This is a genomic window from Reyranella sp. (assembly GCF_965228225.1).
Classification (GTDB): Bacteria; Pseudomonadota; Alphaproteobacteria; order Reyranellales; family Reyranellaceae; genus Reyranella.
This window is the reverse complement of record NZ_OZ245801.1, coordinates 4160779-4186768: the sequence shown is the minus strand read 5'-3', so window position 1 is coordinate 4186768 and position 25990 is coordinate 4160779. Positions and strand designations below refer to the sequence as shown.

Annotated in this window: 22 protein-coding genes; 8 read left to right on the top strand and 14 right to left on the bottom strand. The window is 67.6% G+C overall.

Annotated features, from left to right (window positions below):
- Positions 1-67: 67 nt before the first annotated feature.
- Entirely contained in the window at positions 68-1735 is a 1668-nt protein-coding gene (gene ybaL / locus ACO07K_RS20330; protein WP_422031022.1) for a YbaL family putative K(+) efflux transporter, read from the bottom strand.
- Between the two features lie 92 nt (positions 1736-1827).
- Between ybaL and ACO07K_RS20325 the strand changes: the two genes are divergently transcribed.
- Positions 1828-2805, top strand: coding sequence for a Bug family tripartite tricarboxylate transporter substrate binding protein (locus ACO07K_RS20325; RefSeq protein WP_422031020.1), 978 nt, complete (start codon positions 1828-1830; stop codon positions 2803-2805).
- A 20-nt stretch (positions 2806-2825) separates the two neighbouring features.
- Positions 2826-2969 carry a hypothetical protein gene (locus ACO07K_RS20320; protein WP_422031018.1) on the top strand — a complete coding sequence of 48 codons (144 nt, stop codon included), beginning with the start codon at positions 2826-2828 and terminating at the stop codon, positions 2967-2969.
- A gap of 19 nt (positions 2970-2988) precedes the next feature.
- Here the strand turns inward: ACO07K_RS20320 and ACO07K_RS20315 are convergent, their stop codons facing one another.
- Together ACO07K_RS20315 and ACO07K_RS20310 are read right to left on the bottom strand one after the other, a co-directional pair.
- A complete protein-coding gene (locus tag ACO07K_RS20315; RefSeq protein ID WP_422031016.1) occupies positions 2989-4149 on the bottom strand; it encodes a mandelate racemase/muconate lactonizing enzyme family protein in 1161 nt (386 codons plus the stop codon).
- Positions 4150-4187: 38 nt separating this feature from the next.
- Positions 4188-4529 (bottom strand): response regulator, encoded by a 342-nt coding sequence (locus tag ACO07K_RS20310; protein WP_422031014.1) that lies wholly within the window; start codon positions 4527-4529, stop codon positions 4188-4190.
- A gap of 88 nt (positions 4530-4617) precedes the next feature.
- On the opposite strand from ACO07K_RS20310, the gene ACO07K_RS20305 reads away from it, so the two are divergent.
- The gene (locus ACO07K_RS20305) at positions 4618-5208 is read left to right on the top strand and encodes a biliverdin-producing heme oxygenase (RefSeq protein WP_422031012.1); all 591 of its coding nucleotides are present in this window, start codon (positions 4618-4620) and stop codon (positions 5206-5208) included.
- Positions 5201-7735: an HWE histidine kinase domain-containing protein gene (locus ACO07K_RS20300; RefSeq protein WP_422031010.1), complete on the top strand. Its 2535-nt coding sequence runs from the start codon at positions 5201-5203 to the stop codon at positions 7733-7735. Before ACO07K_RS20305 ends, ACO07K_RS20300 begins: the two co-directional genes overlap by 8 nt.
- On the opposite strand, the gene ACO07K_RS20295 is transcribed toward ACO07K_RS20300, so the two are convergent.
- Together ACO07K_RS20295 and ACO07K_RS20290 are read right to left on the bottom strand one after the other, a co-directional pair.
- Positions 7732-8949, bottom strand: a complete 1218-nt coding sequence (locus ACO07K_RS20295; protein ID WP_422031008.1) for an MFS transporter — start codon at positions 8947-8949, stop codon at positions 7732-7734. The two genes, ACO07K_RS20300 and ACO07K_RS20295, sit on opposite strands and share 4 nt — an antisense overlap.
- A gap of 2 nt (positions 8950-8951) precedes the next feature.
- Positions 8952-9920 (bottom strand): SMP-30/gluconolactonase/LRE family protein, encoded by a 969-nt coding sequence (locus ACO07K_RS20290; protein WP_422031006.1) that lies wholly within the window; start codon positions 9918-9920, stop codon positions 8952-8954.
- A gap of 220 nt (positions 9921-10140) precedes the next feature.
- Between ACO07K_RS20290 and ACO07K_RS20285 the strand changes: the two genes are divergently transcribed.
- Positions 10141-12006, top strand: a complete 1866-nt coding sequence (locus ACO07K_RS20285) for a dihydroxy-acid dehydratase (protein WP_422031004.1) — start codon at positions 10141-10143, stop codon at positions 12004-12006.
- Positions 12007-12254: 248 nt separating this feature from the next.
- Here the strand turns inward: ACO07K_RS20285 and ACO07K_RS20280 are convergent, their stop codons facing one another.
- The 5 genes from ACO07K_RS20280 to ACO07K_RS20260 form a co-directional block, all read right to left on the bottom strand.
- Entirely contained in the window at positions 12255-13940 is a 1686-nt protein-coding gene (locus ACO07K_RS20280) for a hydantoinase B/oxoprolinase family protein (protein WP_422031002.1), read from the bottom strand.
- Positions 13937-16003, bottom strand: a complete 2067-nt coding sequence (locus tag ACO07K_RS20275; RefSeq protein ID WP_422031000.1) for a hydantoinase/oxoprolinase family protein — start codon at positions 16001-16003, stop codon at positions 13937-13939. Before ACO07K_RS20275 ends, ACO07K_RS20280 begins: the two co-directional genes overlap by 4 nt.
- Positions 16004-16005: 2 nt before the next feature.
- Complete coding sequence (locus tag ACO07K_RS20270) at positions 16006-16944, bottom strand: Bug family tripartite tricarboxylate transporter substrate binding protein (RefSeq protein WP_422030998.1); 939 nt, start codon at positions 16942-16944, stop codon at positions 16006-16008.
- A gap of 164 nt (positions 16945-17108) precedes the next feature.
- On the bottom strand, positions 17109-18257 hold the full coding sequence (locus ACO07K_RS20265; protein WP_422030996.1) for an aminotransferase class V-fold PLP-dependent enzyme: 1149 nt from the start codon (positions 18255-18257) through the stop codon (positions 17109-17111).
- Positions 18258-18369: 112 nt separating this feature from the next.
- A complete protein-coding gene (locus ACO07K_RS20260; protein WP_422030994.1) occupies positions 18370-18558 on the bottom strand; it encodes a CsbD family protein in 189 nt (62 codons plus the stop codon).
- Between the two features lie 264 nt (positions 18559-18822).
- Here ACO07K_RS20260 and otsB point away from each other — a divergent pair, with 264 nt between their 5' ends.
- From otsB to ACO07K_RS20245, 3 genes are read left to right on the top strand one after another with little or no spacing between them, the layout of a single operon-like run.
- Positions 18823-19581, top strand: coding sequence for a trehalose-phosphatase (gene otsB, locus ACO07K_RS20255; RefSeq protein WP_422030992.1), 759 nt, complete (start codon positions 18823-18825; stop codon positions 19579-19581).
- On the top strand, positions 19578-21377 hold the full coding sequence (locus ACO07K_RS20250) for a glycoside hydrolase family 15 protein (RefSeq protein WP_422030990.1): 1800 nt from the start codon (positions 19578-19580) through the stop codon (positions 21375-21377). Before otsB ends, ACO07K_RS20250 begins: the two co-directional genes overlap by 4 nt.
- On the top strand, positions 21362-22744 hold the full coding sequence (locus ACO07K_RS20245; protein ID WP_422030988.1) for an alpha,alpha-trehalose-phosphate synthase (UDP-forming): 1383 nt from the start codon (positions 21362-21364) through the stop codon (positions 22742-22744). Before ACO07K_RS20250 ends, ACO07K_RS20245 begins: the two co-directional genes overlap by 16 nt.
- 4 nt (positions 22745-22748) lie before the next feature.
- On the opposite strand, the gene ACO07K_RS20240 is transcribed toward ACO07K_RS20245, so the two are convergent.
- Genes ACO07K_RS20240 through ACO07K_RS20225 form a run of 4 tightly spaced genes read right to left on the bottom strand, consistent with a single transcriptional unit; the run spans position 22749 to position 25954 of the window.
- A complete protein-coding gene (locus tag ACO07K_RS20240; RefSeq protein WP_422030986.1) occupies positions 22749-23279 on the bottom strand; it encodes a GNAT family N-acetyltransferase in 531 nt (176 codons plus the stop codon).
- Complete coding sequence (locus ACO07K_RS20235; RefSeq protein ID WP_422030984.1) at positions 23246-23860, bottom strand: pyridoxamine 5'-phosphate oxidase family protein; 615 nt, start codon at positions 23858-23860, stop codon at positions 23246-23248. Before ACO07K_RS20235 ends, ACO07K_RS20240 begins: the two co-directional genes overlap by 34 nt.
- A gap of 4 nt (positions 23861-23864) precedes the next feature.
- Positions 23865-25241: a CoA transferase gene (locus tag ACO07K_RS20230; protein WP_422030982.1), complete on the bottom strand. Its 1377-nt coding sequence runs from the start codon at positions 25239-25241 to the stop codon at positions 23865-23867.
- On the bottom strand, positions 25238-25954 hold the full coding sequence (locus ACO07K_RS20225; RefSeq protein WP_422030980.1) for an alpha/beta hydrolase: 717 nt from the start codon (positions 25952-25954) through the stop codon (positions 25238-25240). Before ACO07K_RS20225 ends, ACO07K_RS20230 begins: the two co-directional genes overlap by 4 nt.
- Positions 25955-25990 lie beyond the last annotated feature (36 nt).

Genomic DNA, 25990 nt, shown 5'->3' with positions numbered 1-25990 from the left:
TAGCGCCGGCCGTTTCGCGAGGTGGGTCTCGATTGGGGCGGAAGAGCGGCGCCCTGCGAACGGTCGCTCAGGCCGGCCGCGGAGAGGTGTCGGCCCGGCCGCGCTCCAGCATGCGGTGGGCGATCTCGGTCTCGCCCAGGACGATGAGGTTGGCGCCCAACTTCTCGAAATGCTCCACCGTCGCGCTCGAATGGGCACGGGCCAGGATGTCGAGTTTGGGATTGGCGGCGCGGGCCTGCTCGACGATCTGGCCCGCCTCGAACGGCTCCGGGATGGTGACGTAGAGACGCCGGGCGCCCGCGAGATTGAGGGCGGCGATGATCGCCGGTTCGGCGGCGTTGCCGGTGAAGACTTCGGCGCCGTCGCTGCGGGCGCGCGCGACGCCGGCATCGCTCGCCTCGACGACGATCATCTTTGCGCCGTCACCCCGGAGGCCGGCACCGACCAGCGAGCCCACGCGGCCATATCCGACCACGATGTCATGGCCGGTCAGGGTCGTCGGCGTGAGGTCGGTCGCGGGCTCGTCGGGCCGGGCCAGCGGTGCGTCCGGCTTCTCCTGGGCGAGACGCTCGAGGAAGGTGAAGATCAGGGGATTGAGCATGATCGACACGATGGCGCCGGCGAGAACGAGGTCGCGTGATTCCTTCGGCACCATGCCGAACCCGATGCCGATGCCGATCAGGATGAACGAGAACTCGCCGATCTGCGCCAGGCTCGCCGAGACGGTGAAGGCGGTCGACCGGCTGTGCCCGAACGCCCGGACGATGAAATAGGCGGCCACCGACTTGCCGACCACGATGATGGCGATGGTGGCGATGACGGCCACCGGCTGCTCCACGAACACCGCCGGATCCAGCAGCATGCCGACCGAGACGAAGAAGAGCACGGCGAAGGCGTCGCGCAGGGGGATGGCCTCCTCCGCGGCGCGCTGGCTGAGATCGCTTTCGCCCAGCACCATGCCGGCGAAGAAGGCGCCGAGCGCGAAGGAGACGCCGAACAGATGGGCCGCGCCATAGGCCACGCCGAGCGCGATGGCATAGACGGCGAGGCGAAACAGTTCGCGCGAGCCCGTATGCGCGGTGAAGTGCATCAGCCAGGGAATGACGCGCCGGCCGACGATCAGCATGATCGCCACGAAGATGGAGACCTTGGCCAGGGTGACGAGCAGCATGAACAGGATGCGGGTGGCCGGTACGCCGTTGCCTTCCGTCGCCACTGCCAGCGCCGGCAGCAGGACCAGCGCCAGCACCATCGCGAGGTCCTCGACCACCAGCCAGCCGACGGCGATCCGGCCGCGATGGGTCTCGAGGATGTGCCGCTCCTGCAGGGCGCGGATGAGGACGACGGTGCTGGCGACGGACAGGGCGAGGCCGAATACCAGGCCGGCGATCGGCGGCCAGCCCAGCGCCCAGGAGAGGCTGGCGCCCATCAGGGTCGCGACAGCGATCTGTCCGACGGCACCGGGGATGGCGATGCGGCCGACCGAAAGCAGGTCCTTGAGCGAGAAGTGCAGGCCAACGCCGAACATCAGCAGGATCACGCCGATCTCCGCGAGTTCGGTGGCCAGGGCCGGGTCGGCGGTGAAGCCGGGCGTGTAGGGACCCACCATGACGCCGGCCAGCAGGTAGCCGACCAGGGGCTGCACGCGCAGCCTCTGGGCGATCAGGCCGAGCACGAAGGCGAGCATCAGTCCCGCAGCGATCGTCGCAATGAGCGGGGTCTGATGCTCCGGCATCCGGTTTCTCTCAGCGAGTGAATGGACGCTTCCGGTGTGGCGCGCCTCCCTGGAAATTGCAATCAGTCTGAGCGGAATTGGGGAGGTTCGAGATGACGATATCGCGACGCGAACTGCTGGGCAGCGGCCTGGTGTTGTCGATGGTCGGCGCCGCCGCCGCGCCGGTGCGGGCGCAGGCCTATCCCACCAAGCCGATCCGCTGGATCGCGCCCTTTGCCGCCGGCGGCAATTACGACCTGACGTCTCGGCTGGTCGGCGAGGGCATGTCTCGCGCTCTCGGCCAGACGGTGATCGTCGACAACCGGCCCGGTGCCGGCGGGCTCGTCGGAGCTGAAGCGGCGGCCAATGCGCCGGCCGACGGCTACACCGTCGTCATGGGCAGCTTCAGCGTGCTGTACGTCTCGCCCTATCTCGCGGGCAAGCCGTCGCTGGTGCCGATGTTCGCACCGATCAGCCTGCTGTCGACCGTGCCGATGATCCTCGTCGGCAAGCCCGACGGCCGCTTCGCCGACATCCGGGCCGCGCTGGCCGAAGCGAAGGCCAAGCCGGGCACGGTCAGTATCGGCCATGCCGGCAACGGCACGACCAACCACATCGCCATCCTGCGCCTCGAAGTGAACGAGGGCGTGAAGTTCAACATCATCCCCTACAAGGGATCGGGCCCGGGCCTCACCGACCTGATGTCGGGCCAGATCGATCTCTACATGGACCAGCTCACCACATCGCTGCCGCACATCAAGTCGGGCAAGCTGAAGGGCATGCTGGCGATGAGTCCCGACAGGGTCGCGCAATTGCCGGACATGCCGTCGCTCACCGACATCGGCAGCAAGCCGTTCGACGGCGGCACCACGGCCGGCGTGCTGGCGCGCGTCGAGACGCCCAAGCCGATCCTCGAGACCCTGAACGGTGCGGTCGTCACGGCGTTGAAGGATCCCGCGATTGCCGCGAAGCTCGCCGAGCTGGGCGCCGTGCCACGCCCCTCCACGATGGAGGAGTTCGCAGCGTATATGAAAGACCAGGAGGCGGGCGTTAGCGCACTTGTGAAGTCTGGTTTGTTGAAACCATCCTGAGCGGGTGCCATGTCGGCGCCATGACATCTCTCATCAAAACGATCACGCTGGTCATGGCCTTCGCCGTGGCTGGCGCCTTGGCGGGCTGCTCGGGCTCAGGCATCCCGCAGGACGACCGGTATCAGACCCACGGCAACGGCAGCTGGGACAACTGGCGCGGCTGACCGGGGCTTAGGAGCGCCCTCAGGCGATCTCCTTCATCACCGCCCATAGATCGGCCTTGCGTTCGAAGCCGATGCCGGGCGCGTCGGGCAGCGACACGCGGCCGTCGACCACGGCGCAGTCGTCGGCGAAGCCGCCGAACGGCGCGAAGACCTGCGGGTAGGATTCGTTTCCGCCGCATTGCAGGCCGACCGCAATGTTCAGCGCGAACTGATGGCCGCCGTGTGGCACACAGCGCCGCGGCGACCAGCCGTGCGCCTTCAGCATCTCGAGCGTGCGCAGATATTCGACCAGCCCGTAGGAGAGGGCGGGATCGTATTGCAGGATGTCGCGGTCGGGACGCAGGCCGCCATGGCGGATCAGGTTGCGCGCATCCTGCATCGAGAAAAGGTTCTCGCCGGTGGCCAGCGGCGGGGCATATTCGGTGGCGAGCGCGGCATGCGCCAGATAGTCGAGCGGGTCGAGCGGCTCCTCGTACCAGCGCAGGCCGAAGCCCTGGATGGCGCGGCCGAATTCGATCGCGGTGGTGAGGTCGAACTTTCCGTTGACGTCGACCGCCAGCCGCTCGCCGGCGCCGACGATCTCCAGCACCGCTTCGATGCGCTTCAGGTCCTCGGCCAGCGGCACGCCGCCTACCTTCATCTTCACGCAGGAATAGCCGAGGCCGAGATAGTGCTTCATCTCGTCCTTGAGTCCGTCCAGCCCCTTGCCGGGATAGTAGTAGCCGCCGGCGGCGTAGACCCACGCCTTCTCATCGGCCTGACCGCCATTGTAGCGGTCGGCCAGCAGCTTCCACAGCGGCACCCTCTTGGCCTTGGCCACGGCATCCCAGATCGCCATGTCGAGCACGCCGACCGCGACCGAGCGCTCGCCGTGACCGCCGGGCTTCTCGTTGGCCATCATGACCGCCCAGCACTTCGCGGGATCGAGCAGTCCCTCGGCATCCAGCAGAGACTCGGGTTTGGCCTGGCTGAGCCGCGGAATGAAGCGCTCGCCCAGCAGCCCGTGCTGCGCGTAGCGACCGTTCGAATTGAAGCCGAACCCGACCACCGGCTTGCCGTCGACCATCGCGTCGGTGACCACAGCCACGACCGAGGCGGTCATCTGGCTGAAATCGATATAGGCGTTGGCGATGCTGGAGCGGATGGGCGAGACGATGTCGCGGATGGCGACGATGCGCATGGAGACGTCCGTGTCTTGGAGGGCCGGGTCCGGACCTTCTACAGGTGCGCGCGGGCGACGGCCAGCAGGCGCGGCGGCGGCACCGGCTTGCGCAGGAAGAGCGCGTCGGAAAGGTCGATTGGTACCTTGGCTGGATCGCTCGCCGAAACGAAGACGAAGGGCACGCCCCGCGCCCGGAGATGCGTCGCCAGAGGGAAGGTCAGGCCGTCCGAGACCTTGATGTCGAGGAAGCTGAAGGCGAGCCGCTCGGCGGCCAGTGCCATCGCCTCGCCGGTATTGCTGGCGACGACGGGCCTGCAATCGAGCTGGTCGCGGACGAGCGCAGCCAGATGGTCGGCCACCAGTTCATCGTCTTCGACAATGAGAATATGCTTGCCCATGGCGAATCGAGAAACGCCGGAGACAACAGCCGGTTGCTCTCACATTCATAAATGAGTCTGTCGAACCTTATGAAGTCTGGTGCGTAGTATGACCCACATGCAGCGAGCGTTTCCCATCGCTGCGCCCGGACGAACCTCGGTCCGCCAGATGTTGCGGGCAGCAACGACGGCGCTTCACGCAGAGGTCGACGGGCGCTTTTCCGGTCCTTTCGACACGGACAGCAGCGCCTATGAGGCGTTCCTGACCGCGCTTGCCCGGGCGGTTTCGCCGCTGGAGCGGGCGCTGGAGCAGGGTGGCGTTGACCGCGTGCTTCCGGACTGGCCGCTGCGACGACGGTCCGACGCGCTCGAGCGCGACCTCGCCATCCTGGGAATTCGCGCGCCGGCACCAATCCCCGTGGAAGTGACGCGGGACGAAGCGCGCCTGTTCGGTCGCCTCTATGTGCTGGAGGGATCGCGCCTGGGGGGAAGCCTTCTGGTGAAGCGCGTCCGCGCAAGCGCCGACCCACGGGTGCGGACGGCCACCAATTATCTGAGCCATGGGGCGGGCGCCGACTTGTGGCGCGGCTTCCTGCAGCGGCTGGAGCACTCGGACGCGGTGGCAGCGGCGCCCGAACGGACGATGTTGGGCGCCCGTGAGGCCTTCCGACTGTTCATGACGGAGCAGGCTCATGGCTGAGCTAACGCTTCCCGTCGACCTCACCAATTGCGACCGCGAACCCATCCATCTGCTGGGGGCCATCCAGCCCTTCGGCTTTCTGGTCGCGCTCGACAGCACGCAATGGGTCATCACCCGCCTGTCGAGCAATGCCGATGTCTGGCTGGGCGCCGGTCCGGCCGACTTGATCGGCCGGCCGATCGAGGACGTTTTCACCCTCGAGTCGATCCACCTGATCCGTGGCCAGCTGCAGACCGCGGTCTTCACCAGCACGGTCGCGCGGGCTTTCTCCGTGGCGCTGCTGACCGATGGTTCGCGCTTCGACCTCGCCGTCCATGTCAACGAGGACACGATCGTCATCGAATGCGAACCCTGCATCGATGAGCAGGGCGTCAATTCGAGTGCGCTCGTGCGCGCGATGATCGCGCGCCTGCAGCAGACGCCGGATCTCAGGACCTTTTATCGGGTGGCGGCGCGCGAGATGCGCGGCCTCACCGGCTTCGATCGCGTGATGGTCTACCGGTTCGACCATGACGGCTCGGGCGAGGTGATTGCCGAATCGGCGCGCGGCGGCCTGGAAAGTTATCTCGGCCTGCACTATCCCGCGTCGGATATTCCGCAGCAGGCGCGCATCCTCTACGAGCGGAACTGGCTGCGCATCATTCCCGACATTTCCGCAAAGCCCGTCATCGTCGAGCCCGGCCTGATCGCCGGCCGGCCGCTCGACCTCTCCATGAGCGTGTTGCGCAGCGTGTCGCCGATCCACATCGAGTACCTGCAGAACATGGGCGTGGGGGCGTCGATGTCGGTATCGATCCTGCGCGATGGCAAATTGTGGGGGCTGTTCGCCTGCCATCACTACGGGCGCCATAGCGTGCCGTTCGAACGGCGCACGGCCGCGGAGCTGTTCGGCCAGATGTTCTCGCTGCTGATGGAGAGTCGCGAGCGCGACGGCGAAGCGACCTACGAGGCACGGGCGCGCAAGCTGCACAACCAGCTCGTCACCGTGATGGCCACGGAAGCGACCCGCTTCGAAAGCATCGTCTCCCATCTCGACGAGATTGCCGACCTCCTGTCCTGCGACGGGATCGGCGTGTGGACCGGCGGCCACGCCACCTTGCAGGGCATGGCGCCGACGCAGGACCAGTTCGTGGGCCTGATCGACCATCTGACGCGTCGCGACCTGGGCGACGTGCTGGCCTGCCACGAGATCGCAGCAGAGTACACGCCGGGCCGCGACTTCGCCGATCGCGCGGCCGGCATGCTGGTGGTGCCGCTGTCGCGCCCGGCCCGGGACTTCCTCGTCTTCTTCCGCAAGGAAGCGGCGCGTTCGGTGACCTGGGCGGGCGATCCCAGCAAACCGGTCGTCGTCGGTCCGCTCGGCGCGCGGCTGACGCCACGCAAGAGCTTCGAGCTGTGGCGCGAGACGGTGAGCGGCCAGTCGGTTCCCTGGCAGCCGGTCGACATCCGGATCGCCGAAAGCCTGCGCGTCAGCCTGCTCGAGGTCATTCTGCGCCTCTCCGACATTACCGAGGTCGAGCGCAGGCGGTCGCAGGAGCGGCAGGAGCTTCTGATCGCCGAGCTCAATCACCGCGTCCGCAACATCCTGGGCCTGATCCGCGGCGTCATCTCGCAGAGCCGCGACCCGTCGCTCACGGCCGATGCCTTCACCGATGTGGTCGGTGGACGAATCCAGGCCCTGGCACGCGCCCACGACCAGATCACCGCCGACAATTGGGGGCCGGCCTCGTTCCGCGGTCTCGTCGTGGCCGAAGCCGGCGCCTATCTGGGCGGCAAGGCCACACGCGTCCGACTGGCCGGGCCGGAGATGCTGCTGGAGCCACAGGGCTTCACGACGGTGGCCCTGGTCATGCACGAGTTGATGACGAATTCCGCCAAGTACGGCGCGCTGAGCGACAGTACCGGCGCGATCGACATCGCAACCAGGCTCGATGCACAACGCAACCTGCACATCACCTGGACCGAACAGGGTGGGCCGCCGGTGACGGTGCCGACGCGGCGCGGCTTCGGCTCGACCGTGATCGAGCGCTCCATTCCCTACGACCTGAAGGGCGAGGCGACCGTCGAGTATGAGGTGACGGGCGTGCGCGCCAGTTTCCTGGTGCCTGCCGCCTACGTTCGTCCGGCGCCGGGGGCCCTGGCGGAAGTGCCCGCCGAGGCCGCGCCGGACGCAAGCGCCGCCGACCTGCCCAAGGACGTGCTGATCGTCGAGGATAACATGATCATCGCGCTCGATGCCGAGAGCTCGATCCTGCGCGCCGGCATCGAGACGGTGCGAGTGGCGTCGAGTGTCGCGCAGGCGATGAGGGCGATCGCCACACGGCCGCCGGAGTTCGCCCTGCTCGACATCAATCTCGGCCGCGAGACCAGCTTCGCGGTCGCCGAGCATCTCGATTCGCTCGGCATCCCCTTCGTGTTCACCACAGGCTACGGCGAGGACATCGCTTTTCCGCCCAAGCTGCTGGGCGTCCCGCGCATCCGCAAGCCTTATACCGGCGACGCGCTGCTGATGGCGATGCGGCGCTAGCCCGCCGCGTAGACGTTGCGGCGGTTCTGGCGGAACAGGAGCCACCAGGCCACCGCGCCGTTCAGCAGGTTCCAGGCGATGCCATTGATGAAGGCCGCGCGATAGGAGCCGGTCATGTCGAACAGCACGCCGCCCATCCAGCCGCCCAGCGCCATGCCGATCAGGGTCGAGGAGATGGCGAGGCCGACCCGGAAGCCGGCCTCCTTGGGCGGAAAGTACTCCCGTACGATGATGGCGTAGGATGGCACGATGCCGCCCTGAAACAGGCCGAACAGCGCCGAGGCGAGGTAGAGCGAGTTGACCGAATCGTCGACGAGATAGAAGACCAGCGCCACGCACTGCAGGGTCGAGCCCAACAGCAGGGTCTTCACGCCGCCGACCCGGTCGGCGATCCAGCCCGAGGCGATGCGGCTCACGATGCCGAAGCCCAGCATCAGCGACAGCATTTCAGCACCACGCGCCACGCCGTAGCCCAGGTCGGCGCAGTAGGCGACGATGTGGACCTGCGGCATTGACATGGCGACGCAGCAGCCGATGCCCGCGACGACCAGCACCGCCTGCAGCGCGTTGGGCGACAGGCCGAGCGAACGCGGCGAATGGGCGGCGGCGCCGGGCGTTCCTGCGGCGCCCGTCATCTGCTCCTGCGGCGGCTTGCGGCGCAAGGTCAGGGCCAGCGGGATCATCGCCACGAAGCACAGCGTGCCGGCGGCCCAGTAGGTGACCCGCCAGCCATGTTCGTGGATCAGCATCTGGATGATCGTCGGCCAGATCGCGCCGGCGAGATAGTTGCCGGAGGCGGCGATGGCCACGGCGATGCCGCGGCGCCGGTCGAACCAATGCGAGATGTCGGCGACCAGGGGCGCGAAGGTCGCGGCCGAGCTGAAGCCGATCAGCACCTGGACCGCGGCGAACAGGGGCAGCGCGGTCGCCAGCGGCGCCAGCGCGAAGCCCAACGCCAGGCCGGTGGCGCTCAGCACCGCGGTGAGGACGATGCCGCGCTTGTCGACAAGTTTGCCCCAGGTGACGCCGCCGGCGAAGAAGCCCAGCGTGTTCATCGTATAGGCGAAGGAAATGTCGGCGCGGGTGATGCCGAGATCCTGCTGGATCGACGGCAGCGCCACGACGAGGCACCACATGCCGATGCCGCCGACCGTGCTCAGCGTCACGCTGGCGGCGAGGCGCCACCAGGCGTAGCTCGACTCGACTCCGGACATGATCAGCCGCCGAGCGCGCCTTGTGTGTTGACGTAGAGCGCGTAGAGCGAGTGGCTGGCCGCCATGAACAGGCGGTTGCGGTAGCGTCCGCCGAAGCAGACGTTGGCGCAGCGCTCGGGCAGGTCGATGTGGCCGATCGGCTTGCCCGCCGGATTGAAGATGCGCACGCCGTCGAGCTCGGCCGAACCCATGCCCCAGCCGCACCACAGGTTGCCGTCGACATCGACGCGGAAGCCATCGGGCGAGCCGCCGGGACCGGCGTCGATCAGCACCGAGCCCTTGCCCAGCGTCGTATCGTTGCCGTCGCCGCCGACGTCGTAGGAGAGGATCGAGCGGTGCGGCTCGGCGCGCGACGCCACGACATAGAGCTTCTTTTCGTCGGGCGAGAAGGCCAAGCCGTTTGGGCCGGGAATGTCGTCGACCATCATGGCGAGCTTGCCGGTCGTCGGATCGAGGCGATAGACGGCGGGCCGGTTCTCGCTCTCTTCCTTGTGGCCTTCGTAGTAACCCAGGATGCCGAACGTGGGATCGGTGAACCAGATCGAGCCGTCCGACTTCACGACCACGTCGTTGGGCGAGTTGAGCGGCTTGCCGTCGTAGGAATCGGCCAGCACGGTGATGGCGCCGTCATACTCGAAGCGGACGACCCGGCGGGAATCGTGCTCGCAGGCGATCAGCCGGCCGCGTCGGTCGCGTGTATGGCCGTTGGCGTTGTTCGAGGGCTTGCGGAAGATCGAGACGTTGCCCGTCTCCTCGTCCCAGCGCAGCACGCGGTTGTTGGGTATGTCGCTCCACAGGAGGTAGCGGCCGTCACCGAACCAGACGGGTCCCTCGGACCAGCGGCAGCCCGTGTAGAGACGCTCGACCGAGGCCAGCACCAGCCGGTACTGGTTGAACGACGGGTCGAGCACGCGCACGGCCGGATCCGGATAGCGCTCGCTGGGCTGCCACATCTTGGTTTCCTCGTTCATTGCTCGCGCCGAAGCCGGGCACCGTATTTCGCGCGAGCATGCCTGCCCGGCGGTCGGGAGCCAAGGACGAACGCGGCGAACCAGGTTCCGGGGAGCGGTTTCGGGCCTGCCAAGCCCTCGAAGAAATCGCGGGAGCGGCCTGCCGGGCCTGTGATATACCGCCGGACCCGTCCGCCGCGCTGGCGGGCCAATGTTTTGCAAGTCCTATGGGATGGTTGTGATGAAGCCGAGCTTTGTGACGATTGACCGACATCCTGGCCGCTCCACCCAGACCATCGGTGTGGCCCGCGCGCTCGGAACCGATCCGGATCTCATTCACGAGCCGTCGGTCGGCGTCGTCGGCACCAAGGGCGACAGCCAGTGCTACCTCGGCGTCCTGTCGAAGGTCGAAGCGATCCACGCTCAGCTCAAGGCCCGCATCGGCACGGGGCCCAACCAGCTCAAGATGCGGCTGGTCCAGCCCGAGTACACGATCGCCACCTCCGACGGTATCCGCAACGGCACGCGCGAAATGCGCTACTCGCTGATCGGCCGCGAAGTGACGCAGGATGCGCTGTGCGAGCATCTGAGCGCCACCGGCCTGGCCGGCACGATCGCCGTGGTCGCCTGCGACAAGCCGCCGGTCGGCACGCTCTCGGCCCTGCTCGAGCACAACCTGCCCTCGATCATCATGTCGGACGGACCGATCCATCCGGGCAAGGATCCGAATACCGGCGAGGCGCTCGACATCGTGAGCGCCTACCAGGTCGCCGGCCATCCCGATGCCGAATACCGGCATCACATCGCCTGCCACGCCTGTCCGGGCTACGGCAGCTGCGGCGGCATGTTCACCTACAACACCATGCAGACCTTCATCGGCGTGGTCGGCATGCAGCCGCTGCACATGGTGGCGCCGCCGTCCGACGATCCGCGCCGTACCGGCGAGTTCGCCGCCGAGCTGGTCGACCTGCTGGCCAACCTGATTGCCAAGGACCTGAAGCCGCGCGACATCGTCGTGCGCGATTCGATCCGCAACGCGGTGATCGTGGCGATGGCGATCGGTGGCTCGACCAACGTGGTGCTGCACGCGCCGGAAATCGCCCGCGCCGCCGGTTTCGGCGATTTCTGGAAGGACGTCATGACGCCGGAGGAGTTCAATTACCTCTCGCAGCATGTCGTGCCGGTGCTCACCGATGCGCGGCCCTACGGCAAGTATTCGATGGTCGACATCGACGAAGTCGGCGGCGTGCAGGTGATCGTGCGCGAGCTGCTCGAGGCCGGCCTGCTGAACGGCAACGTGCTGACCTGCACCGGCGAGACGCTGGCCCAGCAGGTCGAGCGTCTGGGTTCCAAGAAGGCCGACGGCCGCGTGATCTATCCGGTCGAGAAGCCCTACAAGCCGACCGGCGGCCTGCGCATGCTGGGCGGCAACCTGTCGCCGGACTTCTCCGCGATCCTGAAGCTCGCGGGCGTCGAGGGCGGCCTCGAGGACAACCTGTTCCGTGGCCGCGCCCGCGTGTTCGAGGGCGAGCAGGGCCTGCTCAAGGCGCTCGACGAGACGCCGGACACTTTCCAGAACCACGACATGATCATCGTGCGCTACGAGGGTCCGAGCGGCGCGCCCGGCATGCCGGAGATGCTCGATCCGACCTCGCGCATCACGACGCTGTGCCGCGAGCGGAACATCGTTGTCGCGCTGATGACCGATGCGCGCTTCTCGGGCGGTTCGGTCGGCCTCGTGATCGGCCATGTCGGGCCCGAGGCGGCGCTGGGCGGCCCGATCGCGCTGGTCGAGGACGGCGACGAGATCGTGGCCGACCTCAACGTCAACGAGCTGAACTGCACGGCGTTGAAGGATCCTGCCGTGCTCGCCAGGCGCAAGGCGGCGTGGGAAAAGGCGGTCGCCGACAATGGCGGCATCCATCCCAATTGCGGCATCGCCGACACGCGGCTGCTGCATCGCGCCCGCACCAGCGCGGTGCCGGCGACGCGCGGCGGCGGCCTGCACCCCAACCGCGAGGTTTGGGTCCGTGCCCCGCGCAAGGCCGAACGGCAGGACTTCAAGCTGCGCAACAAGCACCGCCCGGCGTTCGACAAGAGCTTCTGACGGGACGCAGACTCCGCCGAATACATCAACGCCAGAGGGTCATACCTCTGGCGTTTTCGTTCGAGCGCTCCACTCCGATCTCATCCTCCCCCATCATATGGGGGAGGTGGCCCGAAGGGCGGGAGGGGGAAAGCCACAGGTCTGAACTCTCTTCAGTTCGAATTCATCGCGTTGCTTTCCCCCTCCCGGCCTCCCCCGTAAGACGGGGGAGGTGAAGAGTAGAGCAAAGCGTCGGACTTCAATTGTCTCTAATCGCCGTCGCTGCCGTAGGTCGCCTTGGCGGCTTCCTCGCTGACCAGGCCGAGGCGCACGTCGCGTTTCACGGCGTCTGGATCGCGCTTCGCCGGATCGCCGTAGCCGCCGCCGCCCGGCATCTCTACCATCAGGCGCTCGCCGGCCGGGATGGTCTGGAAGCCCTTGGCCTTCAACTCCTGACCTGAAGCGAGCGACAGGCGGCCGTTGGCGCCGGACTTGCCGCCGTCGCGGCCGCGCGCCGGATACTTCACGCGCTCGAAGGTGGCGAAGATGCCGAACGGGGCGCCTTCGCGGTGCTCGACCTCCATCACCTGGCCGAGGCCGCCGCGCTGCGCGCCGGGACCGCCCGAGTCCTGGCGATATTCCTTCTTCCAGATGACCACGGGCGCGATCGTCTCGGTGATCTCCACCGGCACGTTGCGCACGCCGGACGGGAAGGGCGTTGCCGAGAGCCCGTCGAGTGTTGGGCGGGCGCCCGCGCCGCCGGAATGAAAGGTCGTCACCATGAAGGGACGGCTGTTGCCAATCGTTCCCGTCATGCCGTGGCCGGCGCCGAGCTTCAGGTTCCAGAGGTTGGAGGTGCCTTCGGCGGGCACCTGCCCCGGGATCACCTGATGCAGCGCGTCGAAGCAGACGTCGGGCAGCATGTGGCCGATCGTGCTGCGCGCGTTCACCGCCGCGGGATGCAGCGCATTGACGATGGTGTTTTCCGGCGCCGTGACCAGGATCGAATCGAGCGTGCCGGCATTGTTGGGAATGGTCGGTGCCACGATGCACTTGATGCCGAAGGCGGTATAGGCCTCGGTGTAGCACATCGGCGAATTGATGCCGTAGATCGACGAGCCCGAGGTGCCGGTATAGTCGACCGAGATGTGATCGGGATGGATCGTGACGGCGGCATGCAGGTCGATCGGCGCGTCGTAACCGTCGATCCGCATATGACCCTTCCAGGTGCCGCGCGGCAGCTTCGAGATGGCCGCGATCATGCCGGCGCGGCTCTTCTCGATGATGTGCGTGCCCAGCTCGTCGAGACTGTCGATGGCGTGCTCGGCCATCATGTCGGACAGCCGCTTCTCGCCGATGCCGTTGCAGCCGATCAGCGCGTGGATGTCGCCCTCGACCTGTACCGGCTCGCGCACGTTGGCGCGCACGATGCGCATCACGCTCTCGTCGATCACGCCCTCGCGCATCAACGGCAGCAGCGGCAGGAACAGACCCTCGTGGAACACCTGCCGCCCGTCGGGCGACTGGCCGAGACCGCCGATGTCGACCACATGCGTGGTGCAGGAGAACAAGGCCACCAGCTTGCCGTTGTGGAAGGCAGGCGAGGTGACGACGATGTCGTAGAGATGGCCGGTGCCCTTCCACGGATCGTTGGTGACGTAGGCATCGCCCGGCTTCATCGTCTCGACCGGGAATTCGCGGATGAAGTGGATGACGCTGCGCGCCATCGAGTTCACGTGGCCCGGCGTGCCGGTGACGGCCTGCGCCAGCATGCGGCCCTCGAGGTCGAACACGCCGGCCGAGATGTCGCCGGCCTCGCGCGCGCTGGTCGAGAAGGCGGTGCGGACCAGCGCCCGCGCCTGTTCCTCGACGACCGAGAGCAGGCGGTTCCACATGACCTGCAGCCGGATGTCGGCCAATGGCGACTTGGCCGGCGAATTGGGAGACGTGCTCATGCGCGGTCCTCCAGGACGATCTGGCCCACTTCGTTGATCTGGGCGATGAAGCCGGTGGGAACGACGGTGGTGGTGCCGTCCTCGACGATCAGCGCCGGTCCATCGAACGACATGCCGGGCGTCAGCGCCTTGCGTTCGTGGAGGGCTGCCCGTTCCAGGAGGCCGCTCGCCGGATCGAACACTTCACGATGGCCCGACGGTGCGGGGGAGGCGAGCTTCGCGACGGGGCTGGCCGGCGGCGGCAGCGGCCGGTCGGTGGCGAGCGACAGGGTCCAGGTCAGGGCTTCGACCTCGAGCTTGGGAATGGCCCGGCCGAACACCAGCTCGTAGGTCGCCTCGAAGCGGCGGCGCAGGTCGCCCGCGGCATCCGCGGCAAACGGTTCGTTCGGCAGCGGCACGGCGATCTCATGGCCCTGGCCGCGATAGCGCATGAAGGCCTGGCGCGATTCGACCAGCGTTTCGCCCGGCGCCGCCGGCCGCACCACGGTCTCGGCTTCGGCCCGCATGGCGGCAAACAGCTCGTTCAGCATCTTCGCGTCGAACATATCGAGCCGGACGTGGCGCGTCCTCACGACCTCGTAGGCGATGGAGGCGCGCAGGAAGCCGAAGGCCGAACCGACGCCCGCGCCCACCGGCACGATGACCCGCCTCATGCCGAGCTTGCGGGCGAGACGCGCGGCATGCAGCGGTGCGGCGCCGCCGAACGCGATCAGCGTGCGGTCGGCGGTGTCCTTGCCGTTCTCGACGGCATGCACGCGGGCCGCGCTCGCCATGGTCTCGTCCACGATCTCCGCCACGCCGGCCGCCGCTCCCTGGGCATCGGTGCCAAGCGGGCCGGCCAGCGCCTGCAGCGCGGCCTCGGCCTTGTCGCGATGAAGGGGAATGGCGCCACCGGCGAAGCGCGTCGGATCGAGGCGTCCCAGCGCGGTATCGGCGTCGGTCACGGTGGGCTCGGTGCCGCCGCGCCCATAGCACGCGGGACCGGGCACGCTGCCGGCGGAATCGGGGCCGACCTGGATGCGGCCCAGCGCGTCGAGGCGGGCGATCGAGCCGCCACCGGCGCCGATCTCGACCAGCTCGATGACGGGGATGCGCACCGGCAGGCCGGAGCCCTGCACGAAGCGATAGGCGCGTGCCACTTCGAACTGGCGCGAGCGCTGCAGCTCGAGATCGTCGAGCAGGGTGAGCTTGGCGGTGGTGCCGCCCATGTCGAAGGCGACGGCCTTGCGCGCGTCGTTCTCGGCCGCGACCGCACGGGCCAGGATGGCGCCGCCGGCCGGTCCGGACTCGACCAGGCGCACGGGGTAGCGGCGCGCCGTATCGACCGTGGTGATGCCGCCCGAGGACATCATCAGCAGCAGGGGCGCCGCGATGCCTTCCTTCTTCAGGTCGGTTTCGAGCTGGCCGAGATATCCCTCCATGCGCGGCAGGACATAGGCGTTGGCGATGGTCGTGGAGGTGCGCTCGTATTCGCGGATCTCCGGGCAGACCTCGCAGGACAGCGAGACGGCAACGCCCGGCAGTTCCTCCGCGAGGATGGCGCCGGTGCGGCGCTCATGGGCCTCGTTGGTGAAGCTGTGCAGGTAGCAGACCGCGACCGCCTCGATCTTCTCGGCCTTGAGATGCGCGGCGACGCGGCGCACCGCCTGCTCGTCGAGCGCCAGCAACACCGTGCCGTCGGACGCCACGCGCTCCGGCACACCGAAGCGCAAGTCGCGCGACACCAGCGGCTGGGGCCGCTCCATCTGGATGTCGTACTGCTCGAAGCGATGCTCCCATGCCATTTCGACGGAGTCGCGGAAGCCTTCCGTCGTGATCAAGGCCGTGCGGGCCCCCTTGCGTTCGATCAGGGCATTGGTCGCCAGGGTGGTTCCATGGACGACCAGCGTCACGTCCTGCGGCCGGCACTTCGCTTCGGCCAGGATGGCGCGCACGCCTTCCAGCACCGCGCGCTCGGGGGCGTCGGGCGTGGTCAGGACCTTGGTGGCATGGGATGTCGCACCGGTTTCGAGAACGACATCGGTGAACGTGCCGCCGATATCGACGGCCAAACGGGAGGACATGCTTACTCGTCGATCTTGATGTTGCCCTTGCGTACCACGTCGCCCCAGGTGACGGAATCGCGCTTCAGGAAGGCCACGTATTCGGCGGGCGGCAGGAGGGCCGGCGTGAGACCGCTCTCGTCGTACTTCTTCTTCACGTCCGGCTCGGCCAGGACCTTGGCAATGGCCGCGTAAAGCCGGTCGACGATCGGCTTGGGCGTTCCCGCGGGGGCCGCGAGCCCGTACCAGTTCTCCGCCTCGTAACCCTTCATCGCTTCGGCGATTGCCGGCGTGTCTGGCAGGACCGGCCAGCGCTCCGGCGAGGTCACGGCCATGGCGCGCGCCTTGCCGCTGCGGATCAGGCCCAGCGTCGCGGGATCGCCGAAATAGGCATCGACGATTCCGGCCGCGAGGTCGTTCAGGGCCGGGCCGGTGCCGCGATAGGGAACGTGGATCATCTTCAGGCCCGACATCTGGGTGAAGAGCTCGCCGGCGAGATGCTGGCTGGTGCCGATGCCGCCCGAGGCCCAGCGCAGCTCCTGCTTCTTCGCCAGCTCCATGAATTCGGGCAGCGTCTTGGCCGGCAGGTCGTTGCGCACCGCCAGGATGAAGGGCATGCGCACCAGCCGCGTGATCTGGGTGAGCGCCATCGGATCGTACGGCATCTTGGTACGCAGATGCGGACCGGCGGTCAGGGTGCCGGCACCCGTGAGCGACAGCGTATAGCCGTCGGGCGCGGCATGCGACATCGACTCGACGCCTATGATTCCGCCGGCGCCGCCCTTGTTGTCGATGATGATGGTCTGCCCGAGTTCCTTCGACAGTGGCTCCATCATGAGCCGCGCCGTCAGGTCGACACCACCGCCCGGCGGGAAGGGGACGATCATCTTGATCGGGCGTTCGGGATACTTGCCTTGCGCGTAGGCAGCGCGAGCGATGAGTGGCGACGCCAGGGTCGTCACGAGAAGCTGCCGCAGAATTTGTCGACGAGTGTTACGCAAGAACCAGTCCCCCTGTTACGCGCACCGGCCTCGACTGTGCGTTACGCCGGCACAGCTCGTTCGAATGCAAGCGCGATGCCATCGACGCCCCATGCAGCGCGAAGACGCATCTCCGCAAGCGCTATTTACAGCGCGACCTTTCTGAACACCTCGACGAAGCGATCGACATCCTTTTCGTCGTTGTAGACGTGCGGGCTGATGCGCAGGCGTCCAAGGCGCGGCGCCGCGTAGACGTTTTCCGCGGCGAGCTTCTGCGGCAGGTCGTCGTCCATGCCCTTGGGAAACTGCAGGCAAAGAAGATGCGGTGCGCGCAGCCTGCGGTCGAGCACGCGCACGCCGGAGTTTGCGAGACCGTCGGCCAGACGGTCCGTCAGCATGGCGAGCCGGGCGACGATCGGATCGTTGCCCCAGCCCGCCATCATCTCCATGCCGACCGCCGCCATTTCGAGCGTGATGAAATGGTCGCGCTCGCCCATGTCGTATCGGCGTGCGCCGTCGGCATAGGAAAGGTCGCGGAAATAGACTTTCTGCTCGGCGGCCACGCCCTTGCGCGCCGGTGCCGTCTGCTCGAGCGGCACGCCGTTCTGGCGGCGCCTCGCCACATACATGAAGGCGCGACCGTAGGGGCCGAGCACCCACTTGTAGGTCGGAAAGATCAGGAAGTCGGGATCGAGCGTCTTCACGTCGATGCGGCGGACGCCGGCATCGTGCGTGGCATCGACCAGGAATGCCGCTCCCGCCTGCCGCGCCGCTTCGGCTATGCGCGGCAGGTCGATGGCGCCGCCGTCCGACCAGTGCACGGACGAGATCGAGACCAGCGAGAGCGGAGCTGCGCACTTGCGCGACATTGCCTCCAGAACCGCCGAGGTCCAGTCGCCGTCGCCGGGCTGCTGCACCTGTTCGACGGTGAAGCCGCCTTGTTCGGCGCGGCTCATCCATTCGAGCACCGGCGAGGTATGGTCGTCCTGCAGCACCAGTACGCGACTACCGCGCGGCGGACTCATCACCTTGCCGGCGGTCGAGACGCCGTAACCGACCGACGGGATCAACGCGATGTCGATCGGATCGGCGCCAATCAAGGCCGCCGCCGCACGACGCGCGCGCTCGTACTGCTTGGGCATGAAATCCGCTGCGAGCTTCCAAGGCTGGCCCTTGCGGGCGACGCCGATGCGGCCTGCTTCCTGCACGGCCAGCGGAAGCGGGCTCCAGGCGGCGGCATTGAGGAAGCAGACATCGCGCGGGATGTCGAACAATTCGCGTTGGCAAGGAAGCATCGGGACCGCCATCGATGAAGAAGGCGGCGAGCCTATGCCAAACGCGGCACGAGAAAAAGGACGCCCGTCCTGCGACGGGCGCCCCTTTGATCGCTCTTTGAAGAGTTCGACGTTAGCCGTCGATCGCCTTCTTCAGCGCGTCCTTGGTCTTGCCGACGGCCTGCTGCGCTTCGCCCTTGCGCTCCTGGACCACGCCCTCGACCTGCATCTTGTCGCTGTCGACCATCTTGCCGATGCCCTGCTTGGCGTTGCCGACGGCCTCGTTGGTGACGCCCTTGATCTTATCGGTCGTGCTGCTCATTACCTGCTCCTCTGTCGAATGGTTGTACGTCCTCAACGCCCACCGCCGTTCGGCGTTGCAAAAATTCGGACGCAAGGCGCCCTTGGCTTTGCCGCAGCCTTGCCGCGGCGCGAGGTCTTTTCGCGGAACCGACGAGGCATCACGACGTTGAACGATCACGCGCTAGGCGCGGCTGTCCTTTCCAGGGGCGGTCCCCGAACCGCGGCGTGTAGTGGTGGCTAGCCTCTTCGCGCCCCAGGGCATTGAAGGCGCAGAGGGGACGAGATGGCAGCAGAAGATTTCGACTACGGTACCGCACTTTTCCTGGATCTCGATGGCACGCTTCTCGAGATCGCGGCGACACCCGAGCTTGTGGTGGTTCCGCCGAACCTGCCCGGAATCCTCATGCAGTTGCATGCTGTCCTGGGTGGCGCGCTCGCCATCGTCAGTGGCCGTTCGTTGAAGACGATCGATCACTTCCTGAAGCCCTTTTTGCCGGCGGCCGCCGGCGAGCACGGCGTTACCTTGCGCTTCAGCGACGGCACCATCGAGGAAATGCCAGCAGGTCTCGGCGTCACACAGGCATGGCGCGACTCGCTGGTCGCGGCGACCGAGCGATGGCCGGGCGTACTCGTCGAACCCAAGCCCCATGGCTGCGCGATCCACTACCGGCTGGCTCCCGAGCGGCATGACGATGTCTGGCGCCTGGTGCGTGCGCTCGTGCCGGAGGATCATCCCTGGTTCCGCCTCATCCCGGCGCGCGAAGCCGTCGAGATCGGACCGCGCGGCACCTCCAAGGGGCACGCGGTCGAACGATTGATGAAGGACAGTGTCTTCAAGGGCCGTCGGCCGATCTTCGTCGGCGACGACTTCACCGACGAAGCCGGCATGAGTGCGGCCCGGCGCCATGGCGGCGAAGGGCTGCGCGTGCAGGAAGTGTTCGACGGCGACCCGGCGAAGGTGCGTGCCTGGCTCGCGCGCAATGCCGAACGGATGGCGCGGGACTTGACCACAACTGCGGCAGGAGCATCAGCCCGCCCATGAGTACTCTCGACCTCGGCGTCATCGGTAACTGCTCGATCGCGAGCCTGATCGATCGCAACGGCCGTCATGTCTGGCACGGGCTGGGGCGGCTCGACGGCGATCCGGTCTTCAACGCGCTGCTGGGCGGCAACGATCCGCAAACGGGCTTCATGGATGCCGTCTTCGACGGCATGAAGGAAAGCCGCCAGCGCTACCTTCCCAACACCGCGATCCTCGAGACGGTCATCGACTGTGCGGGCGGCACGGCGCGCATCCTGGATTTCGCGCCGCGCTTCCGGCGCTTCGGGCGAATGTTCCGTCCGCCCATGCTCATGCGCCGGTTCGAGCCCGTGGCGGGCCGTCCCCGCGTCACCTTGCGCCTGCGGCCCACCTTCGATTACGGCGCGCGCAAATCGCAGGTAACGGTGGGCAGCAACCACATACGCTACTACGGCGATGCGTCGGTACTGCGTCTCACCACGGACGCTTCGCTGAACTACGTGATGCACGAGACCGAATTCTCGCTCGACCGGCCGCTCACCATGATCGTGGGCGCCGACGAGAGCATCACCGACAATGTCGACCAGCTCTCGCGCTCGTTCCTCAGCGAGACCGAGATCTACTGGCAGGGCTGGGTGCGCGACCTCAACATCCCGTTCGACTGGCAGGTGGCGGTGATCCGTGCCGCGATCACCCTGAAGCTCTGCAGCTACGAGGATACCGGCGCGGTACTGGCCGCGCTGACGACCTCCGTGCCGGAAGCCGCCGGCACGGTGCGGAATTGGGATTATCGCTTCACCTGGCTCCGCGATGCGTTCTTTACCGTGACGGCGCTGAATCGCCTGTCGGTGACGCGGACCATGGAAAGCTACGTCCGCTTCATCATCGACGTGGTCGAGGCGGGCAGCAAGCGCGGCGAAGTGCAGGATGTGGCGCCGCTCTTTCCCATCGCGCCGGGGACCGACACGGTGGAGCGCCTGATCGACACGTTGCCGGGCTATCGCGGCTACGGGCCGGTGCGCATCGGCAATGCCGCGGTCGGTCAGCGCCAGAACGACGTCTACGGCTCGATGGTTCTGACGGCGGCGCAGATGTTCTGGGACGAGCGGCTTCCCCGTCAGGGCGACGTCGAGCTCTATCGCCAGCTTTGCGCCGTCGGCAACGAGGCGCACCGCGCCGCTCTCACACCCGACGCCGGCCTGTGGGAATATCGCGAGCGCGAGGAGGTCCACACCTTTTCCGCCGCCATGTGCTGGGCAGCCCAGCACCGGCTCGGGATGATCGCCCGGCGGGTCGGCCTCGGCGGGGAGTCGCGCGAATGGCTCGCCAAGGCGGGCGTGCTGCGGCAGGAAATCATGCAGCGTGGGACCACGTCCGATGGATGGCTGTCGGGCGTGCTCGACCGCGAGATGGCCGACGCGTCCAGCCTCGTGTTGCCGGAGATCGGCCTGCTGCGGTCCGACGATCCGCGCTTCCACGCGACCATCGACATGGTCTCGCGCAAGCTGATGAAGAACGGCTTCATTATGCGCTACATCGAGGCGGACGATTTCGGCGCGCCGTCCAACGCCTTCCTGCTCTGCACCTTCTGGTACATCGATGCGCTTGCCAGCGTCGGCCGTCGCGAGGAGGCGCTGGAACTGTTCAACAACGTGCTGAGCCGCCGCAACCATGTCGGCCTGCTGTCGGAGGACCTCGATCCGCGCACCGGCGAGCTGTGGGGCAACTTCCCGCAGACCTACAGCCAGGTGGGCCTGATCCTGTCGGCCATGCGGCTCTCGCGGAGCTGGGAGGAGGGGCTGTGGCACGCCTCGTAATCGTCTCCAACCGCGTGCCTGTCCCCAAGGCGCGAGGCACGGCCGCGGGCGGCCTGGCCGTCGCGCTGCGCGATCTCCTGACGCCCGGTGCGATGTGGTTCGGATGGAGCGGCCGCCTGACCGCGGAGCCCTCGACGCAACCTGCCATCGTCGAGGCGCGCGGGGTCACCTACGCCACGGTGGACCTCACGCCCGACGCCTATCGCGGCTTCTACGTCGGCTTTGCCAACGGCGCGCTGTGGCCGTTGCTGCATTTCCGTCTGGGGCTGATGCATTTCCGTCGCGAGGATTACGAAGGTTACCTCTCGGTCAACCGCTCCTTCGCGTCGTCGCTGGCGCCGCTGCTGCAAGGCGACGACACGGTGTGGGCGCACGACTATCATCTCATTCCGTTCGCCCGCCTGCTGCGCAAGGAAGGCTTCGAAGGCCGCATCGGCTTCTTCCTGCACGTTCCGTTCGTGCCGCCATCGATGCTCGAGGCCATGCCGGTGGCGCGCGAGCTGGTGGCCGATCTCTGCGCCTACGACGTCGTGGGCTTCCAGACCGAGGAACATGCGCGTGACTTTCGCGACTGCGCACAGCGCCTGCTGGGCGCCAGGGTCGAGGGCGAGTGGATCCGGCTGGCCGGCCGCCGCGTGCGCGCCTTCGCCGATCCGATCGGCATCGATGCACCGGGCTTCGCGCAGGACGCCGTACGCGCCGAGGGCGACAAGGAGGTGCAGCGGGTTGCCGAAAGCCTGTCTAACCGCGCGCTCGCCATCGGCGTCGACCGGTTGGACTACTCCAAGGGCCTTCCGCATCGCTTCGAGGCCTTCGGTCGACTGATCGAGAAGCACCCCGAGCACAAGCGCAAGATCCACTTCCTGCAGATCTGTCCGCGTTCGCGCGAGGAGGTCGACGAGTACCGCCGGCTGCGCACCGAACTCGACCGGCTGGCGGGCCGCATCAACGGTCGCTTCTCGGAGTTCGACTGGACGCCGTTGCGCTATTCGACGCGCGGCGCGCCGCGCTCCACCCTGGCGGGCCTCTATCGTCTGGGACGCATCGGCGTGGTCACGCCGCTCCGCGACGGCATGAATCTCGTTGCCAAGGAGTTCGTGGCCGCGCAGTCCGACGAAGATCCGGGCGTGCTCGTCCTGTCGCAGTTCGCGGGCGCCGCCCAGGACCTGACCGAAGCGCTCATCGTCAATCCGTTCGATCCCGATGCCATCGCCGATGCGATGCATGTCGCCCTGTCGATGCCGCTGTCGGAGCGACAGGAGCGCCAGAGCGTGCTCCGGGAAAAGGTCATGCGCACGACCGCGGATGCCTACTGCCGGCGCTTCATCGAAGCCCTCGAAGCACCGGTGATCGCGCGCGCCGCCTAGACTTCTACGAAACCAGGCCGAACGCCGCGGGATAGACGACCAGCCCGTCGTCGCCGTCGAGGGCGCCGGGCACCAGTTCCAGCGCCATGAAGGACTCGCCCTCGAACGGGCTGTCGAGGCCGCTCGCCAGCTCGGCCGAGAAGCCGAAGCGCGGATAGTAGTCGGGATCGCCGAGGACCACGACGGCCTGCCATTCGCGGCGTCGCGCCAGTTCGAGCCCGGTTTCGACCAAGGCTGTGCCGATGCCCGAGTTCTGGCGTCCGGGATGGACGCACATCGGCGCCAGCGACAAGGTCGGGATGGCGTCGTCGTCGACCATCGTGGTCAGCGCGCTGAACAGGATGTGGCCGACGATTTCGCCGTGTTCGATCGCCACAAGCTCGACCGCATCGATGAACGCCTCGCGCAACTCGTCGATCAGCTTGCCCTCGAACGGGCCGCCGAAGGCCAGATCGTTGAGGCGGCGGATCGCCTCGTCGTCGGCCGGTTCGCGCTCGCGGATCACCACATCGTGGCCGCTGCCCGGCCCGGCCATTCTCGATCGTAGGTTTCGCCGCCGACCCGGTCGCCGCTCAGTGCCGCCAGGATCTGGCCGGCGCTGGGCAGCGACTTCGGATCGACATGTCGGGCTGGATTCCAGAGTTCGGAGCGCACCAGCGCGCGCGCACATTGGAAGTACACGGCATCGACTTCGATCACGGTCACCGAGCGCGGCGCCTTCTCCTCGACGGCGAAGGACTCCAGAAGGTCGGGCGCGATGCTGAGATGGGCGCGGCCGTTGACCCGCAGCGTGTTGCCGACGCCGGGGATCATGAACAGCAGCGCCACCCGGGGATCGCGCACGATATTGCGCAGCGAGTCGATGCGGTTGTTGCCGCGCCGGTCGGGCAGCATCAGTGTCCTCTCGTCGTGCACCCGCACGAAGCCCGGCCTGTCGCCACGCGGCGAACAGTCGAGACCTTCCGGACCGGACGTCGCCATCGCCGCATAGGGCGACGCCTCGATGTAGGCGCGATAGTGCGGCGTGATCCAGTTCACTTCCTTGACCGTCGATGCTTCCAACGGCCGTCCGTAGATCGCCTCGAGCTCGGCTTCCGTTCTCAGGATGTCGGACATGGTTCTACGCCCACCGCGCGGGAGAGGTGCCGAGCGGTTCGGCGGGACGGGCGTAGTAGGCCGGTGTCTCGCCGAGCTGCACGACCGGTTTCAGGTGGCGCAGCCGGCCGAGCGGGCCGACGCTTTCGGTGAGGAGCGGCAGCAGCGCCGCCTCGGGCAGTTCGGCCGCACACTCTGCGGCATCGACGGTGCCCAGGCTGGCGAGCCAGTGTGCCACCTGGACCAGTGAGACGCGGACCTGCCAGGAGCCGCCCTGCTCGACCCGGCGGGCCAGCGCCACCAGGGCACCCAGCGCGCCGAGATAGCCCGCGATGTAGTCGAGGGCCTGGACGGGGAGGTTGCGCGGCTTGTCGAGCGAGCCCTGCGTGGCGGCAAGGCCGGTCACGTTCTGCACGATCGAGTCGAAGCCGCGGCGCGACGACCACGGGCCTTCATGGCCGTAGGCGCAGAGGCTGACGCAGACGATGCCGGGCCGCAGCGCCGCCACCTGTTCCGGCGAGAAGCCGCGGGCCGCGAGCGTGCCAGGGCGATAGCCCTGGGTGAAGATGTCGGCGTCCTTCAGGAGCGACTTCATCGTCTCGACGCCGGCGGTTTCGCGCAGGTCGATCCAGGTGCAGCGCTTGCCGTGCCCGGTGTCCATCAGCAGCTCGGCCTGGTAGGGCAGGTGAGGGGCCGCGACGTGCAGCACGTCGGCGCCGTTCTCCGCCAGCACCCGGCCGCTGGTCGGTCCGGCCAGCACGCGCGTGAGGTCGAAAGCGCGCACGCCCGACAGCGGGCGCTCGCCCTCGGGCAGGGGCTCGGCCGGCGCCTCGCCGATCTTCACGATGTCGATCAGCGGAAGCTTCGCCACCGCGATGCCGTGCGGATGGGCGTTCCATTCGTCGCGACTGCGTGTCAACCCGCCGACGCAGCCGCCGTCGGCGATCGCCTGCTCGATCGCGAGCCCGTCCCATTTGGCGACGGCTGCGGCCAGCGCCTCGCGCGTGTCGCCGTCGGCGCCGGCGATGCGCAGCGCGCCGGCGCGATGGTGCGGATGGTTGGTGTGGATGAACATGTGCCGGCCGTCGCGCGTCGGATAGTGGCCGGACAGCGGATCCCACGACACCGGACGCTCGCCGTTGCGCAGCACATAGGTGTTGGAGCGCAGTGACGCGGTGGCGGCGGCGAGGTCGACCGAGACCGACTGAGGCCTGCCGCTCTTCAGTCGCCACAGGTCGGAAACGGCGAGGCCGACGGCGCCCAGCGCGGCGGCGCCGGCGGTGCCGACGCACCACGGCGTCTGGAACACCGGATCGCCGTGCCCGGTGAGGGTGAGCCGGTCGTCGGCGCGCGGGGCGCGTTCGAGCTGGCCCAGGATCGAATAGGCCAGGTCGGTGTTCACTTGCCGCCTGCCATGATCTTCGTCAGGAGGGCCATGAACTCGTTCGGGCAGGTGATATGCGGATTGTGGCTGGTGTCGAGCTCATGGCAGGTCCAGCCGGCTTCGCTGCGCGCCCGGTCGGCGAACTGGCGGAACGGATCGCCCGGGCCATTGCGGGTCGCGTAGATGTAATCGCGCGGCGGCAGTGGCTCCTTCGACTCGAGCTTGATCTTCTGCTCGAAGGTCTTGATCGGCTGCGGCCGGCGGCGCGGGCTGGCCCAGGCCACGTCCTCGGGGGCGGTATCCGGCGGCATCGGGTTGACGGGCATCTTCCAGCCGTCGCCGTCCCGTTCCGCGCCCTTGCGCATGTTGCCTTCGGCCTTCGGTCCGACCAGGTCGAATAGGCTCTGCCCGTCCTGAGGGGCGAAGGCGTCTATGTACACGATGCGCGCGAGTCGGCTGGCGACCTTGTCGGCAACGCCGGTGGCGACCATGCCGCCATAGGAATGGCCCAGCAGGACGACGTCGTTCAGGTCCTCGAACTCGATCTCGGAGACGATGTCCTGGACGTGGGTCGAGAGATCGACGTCGGGCGTGGCGAGATGGGCGCGGGCGCCCAGGCCGGTATAGGTCGGGGCATAGAACTGGTGGCCGGCCTCCTGCAGCAGGGGACGCATCTTCTTCCAGGCCCAGGCCGCCGACCAGGCGCCATGCGCCAGAACGATATTTGCCATTTCTCTACCTCCCGCTGGCACGCCAACTTTATCGAT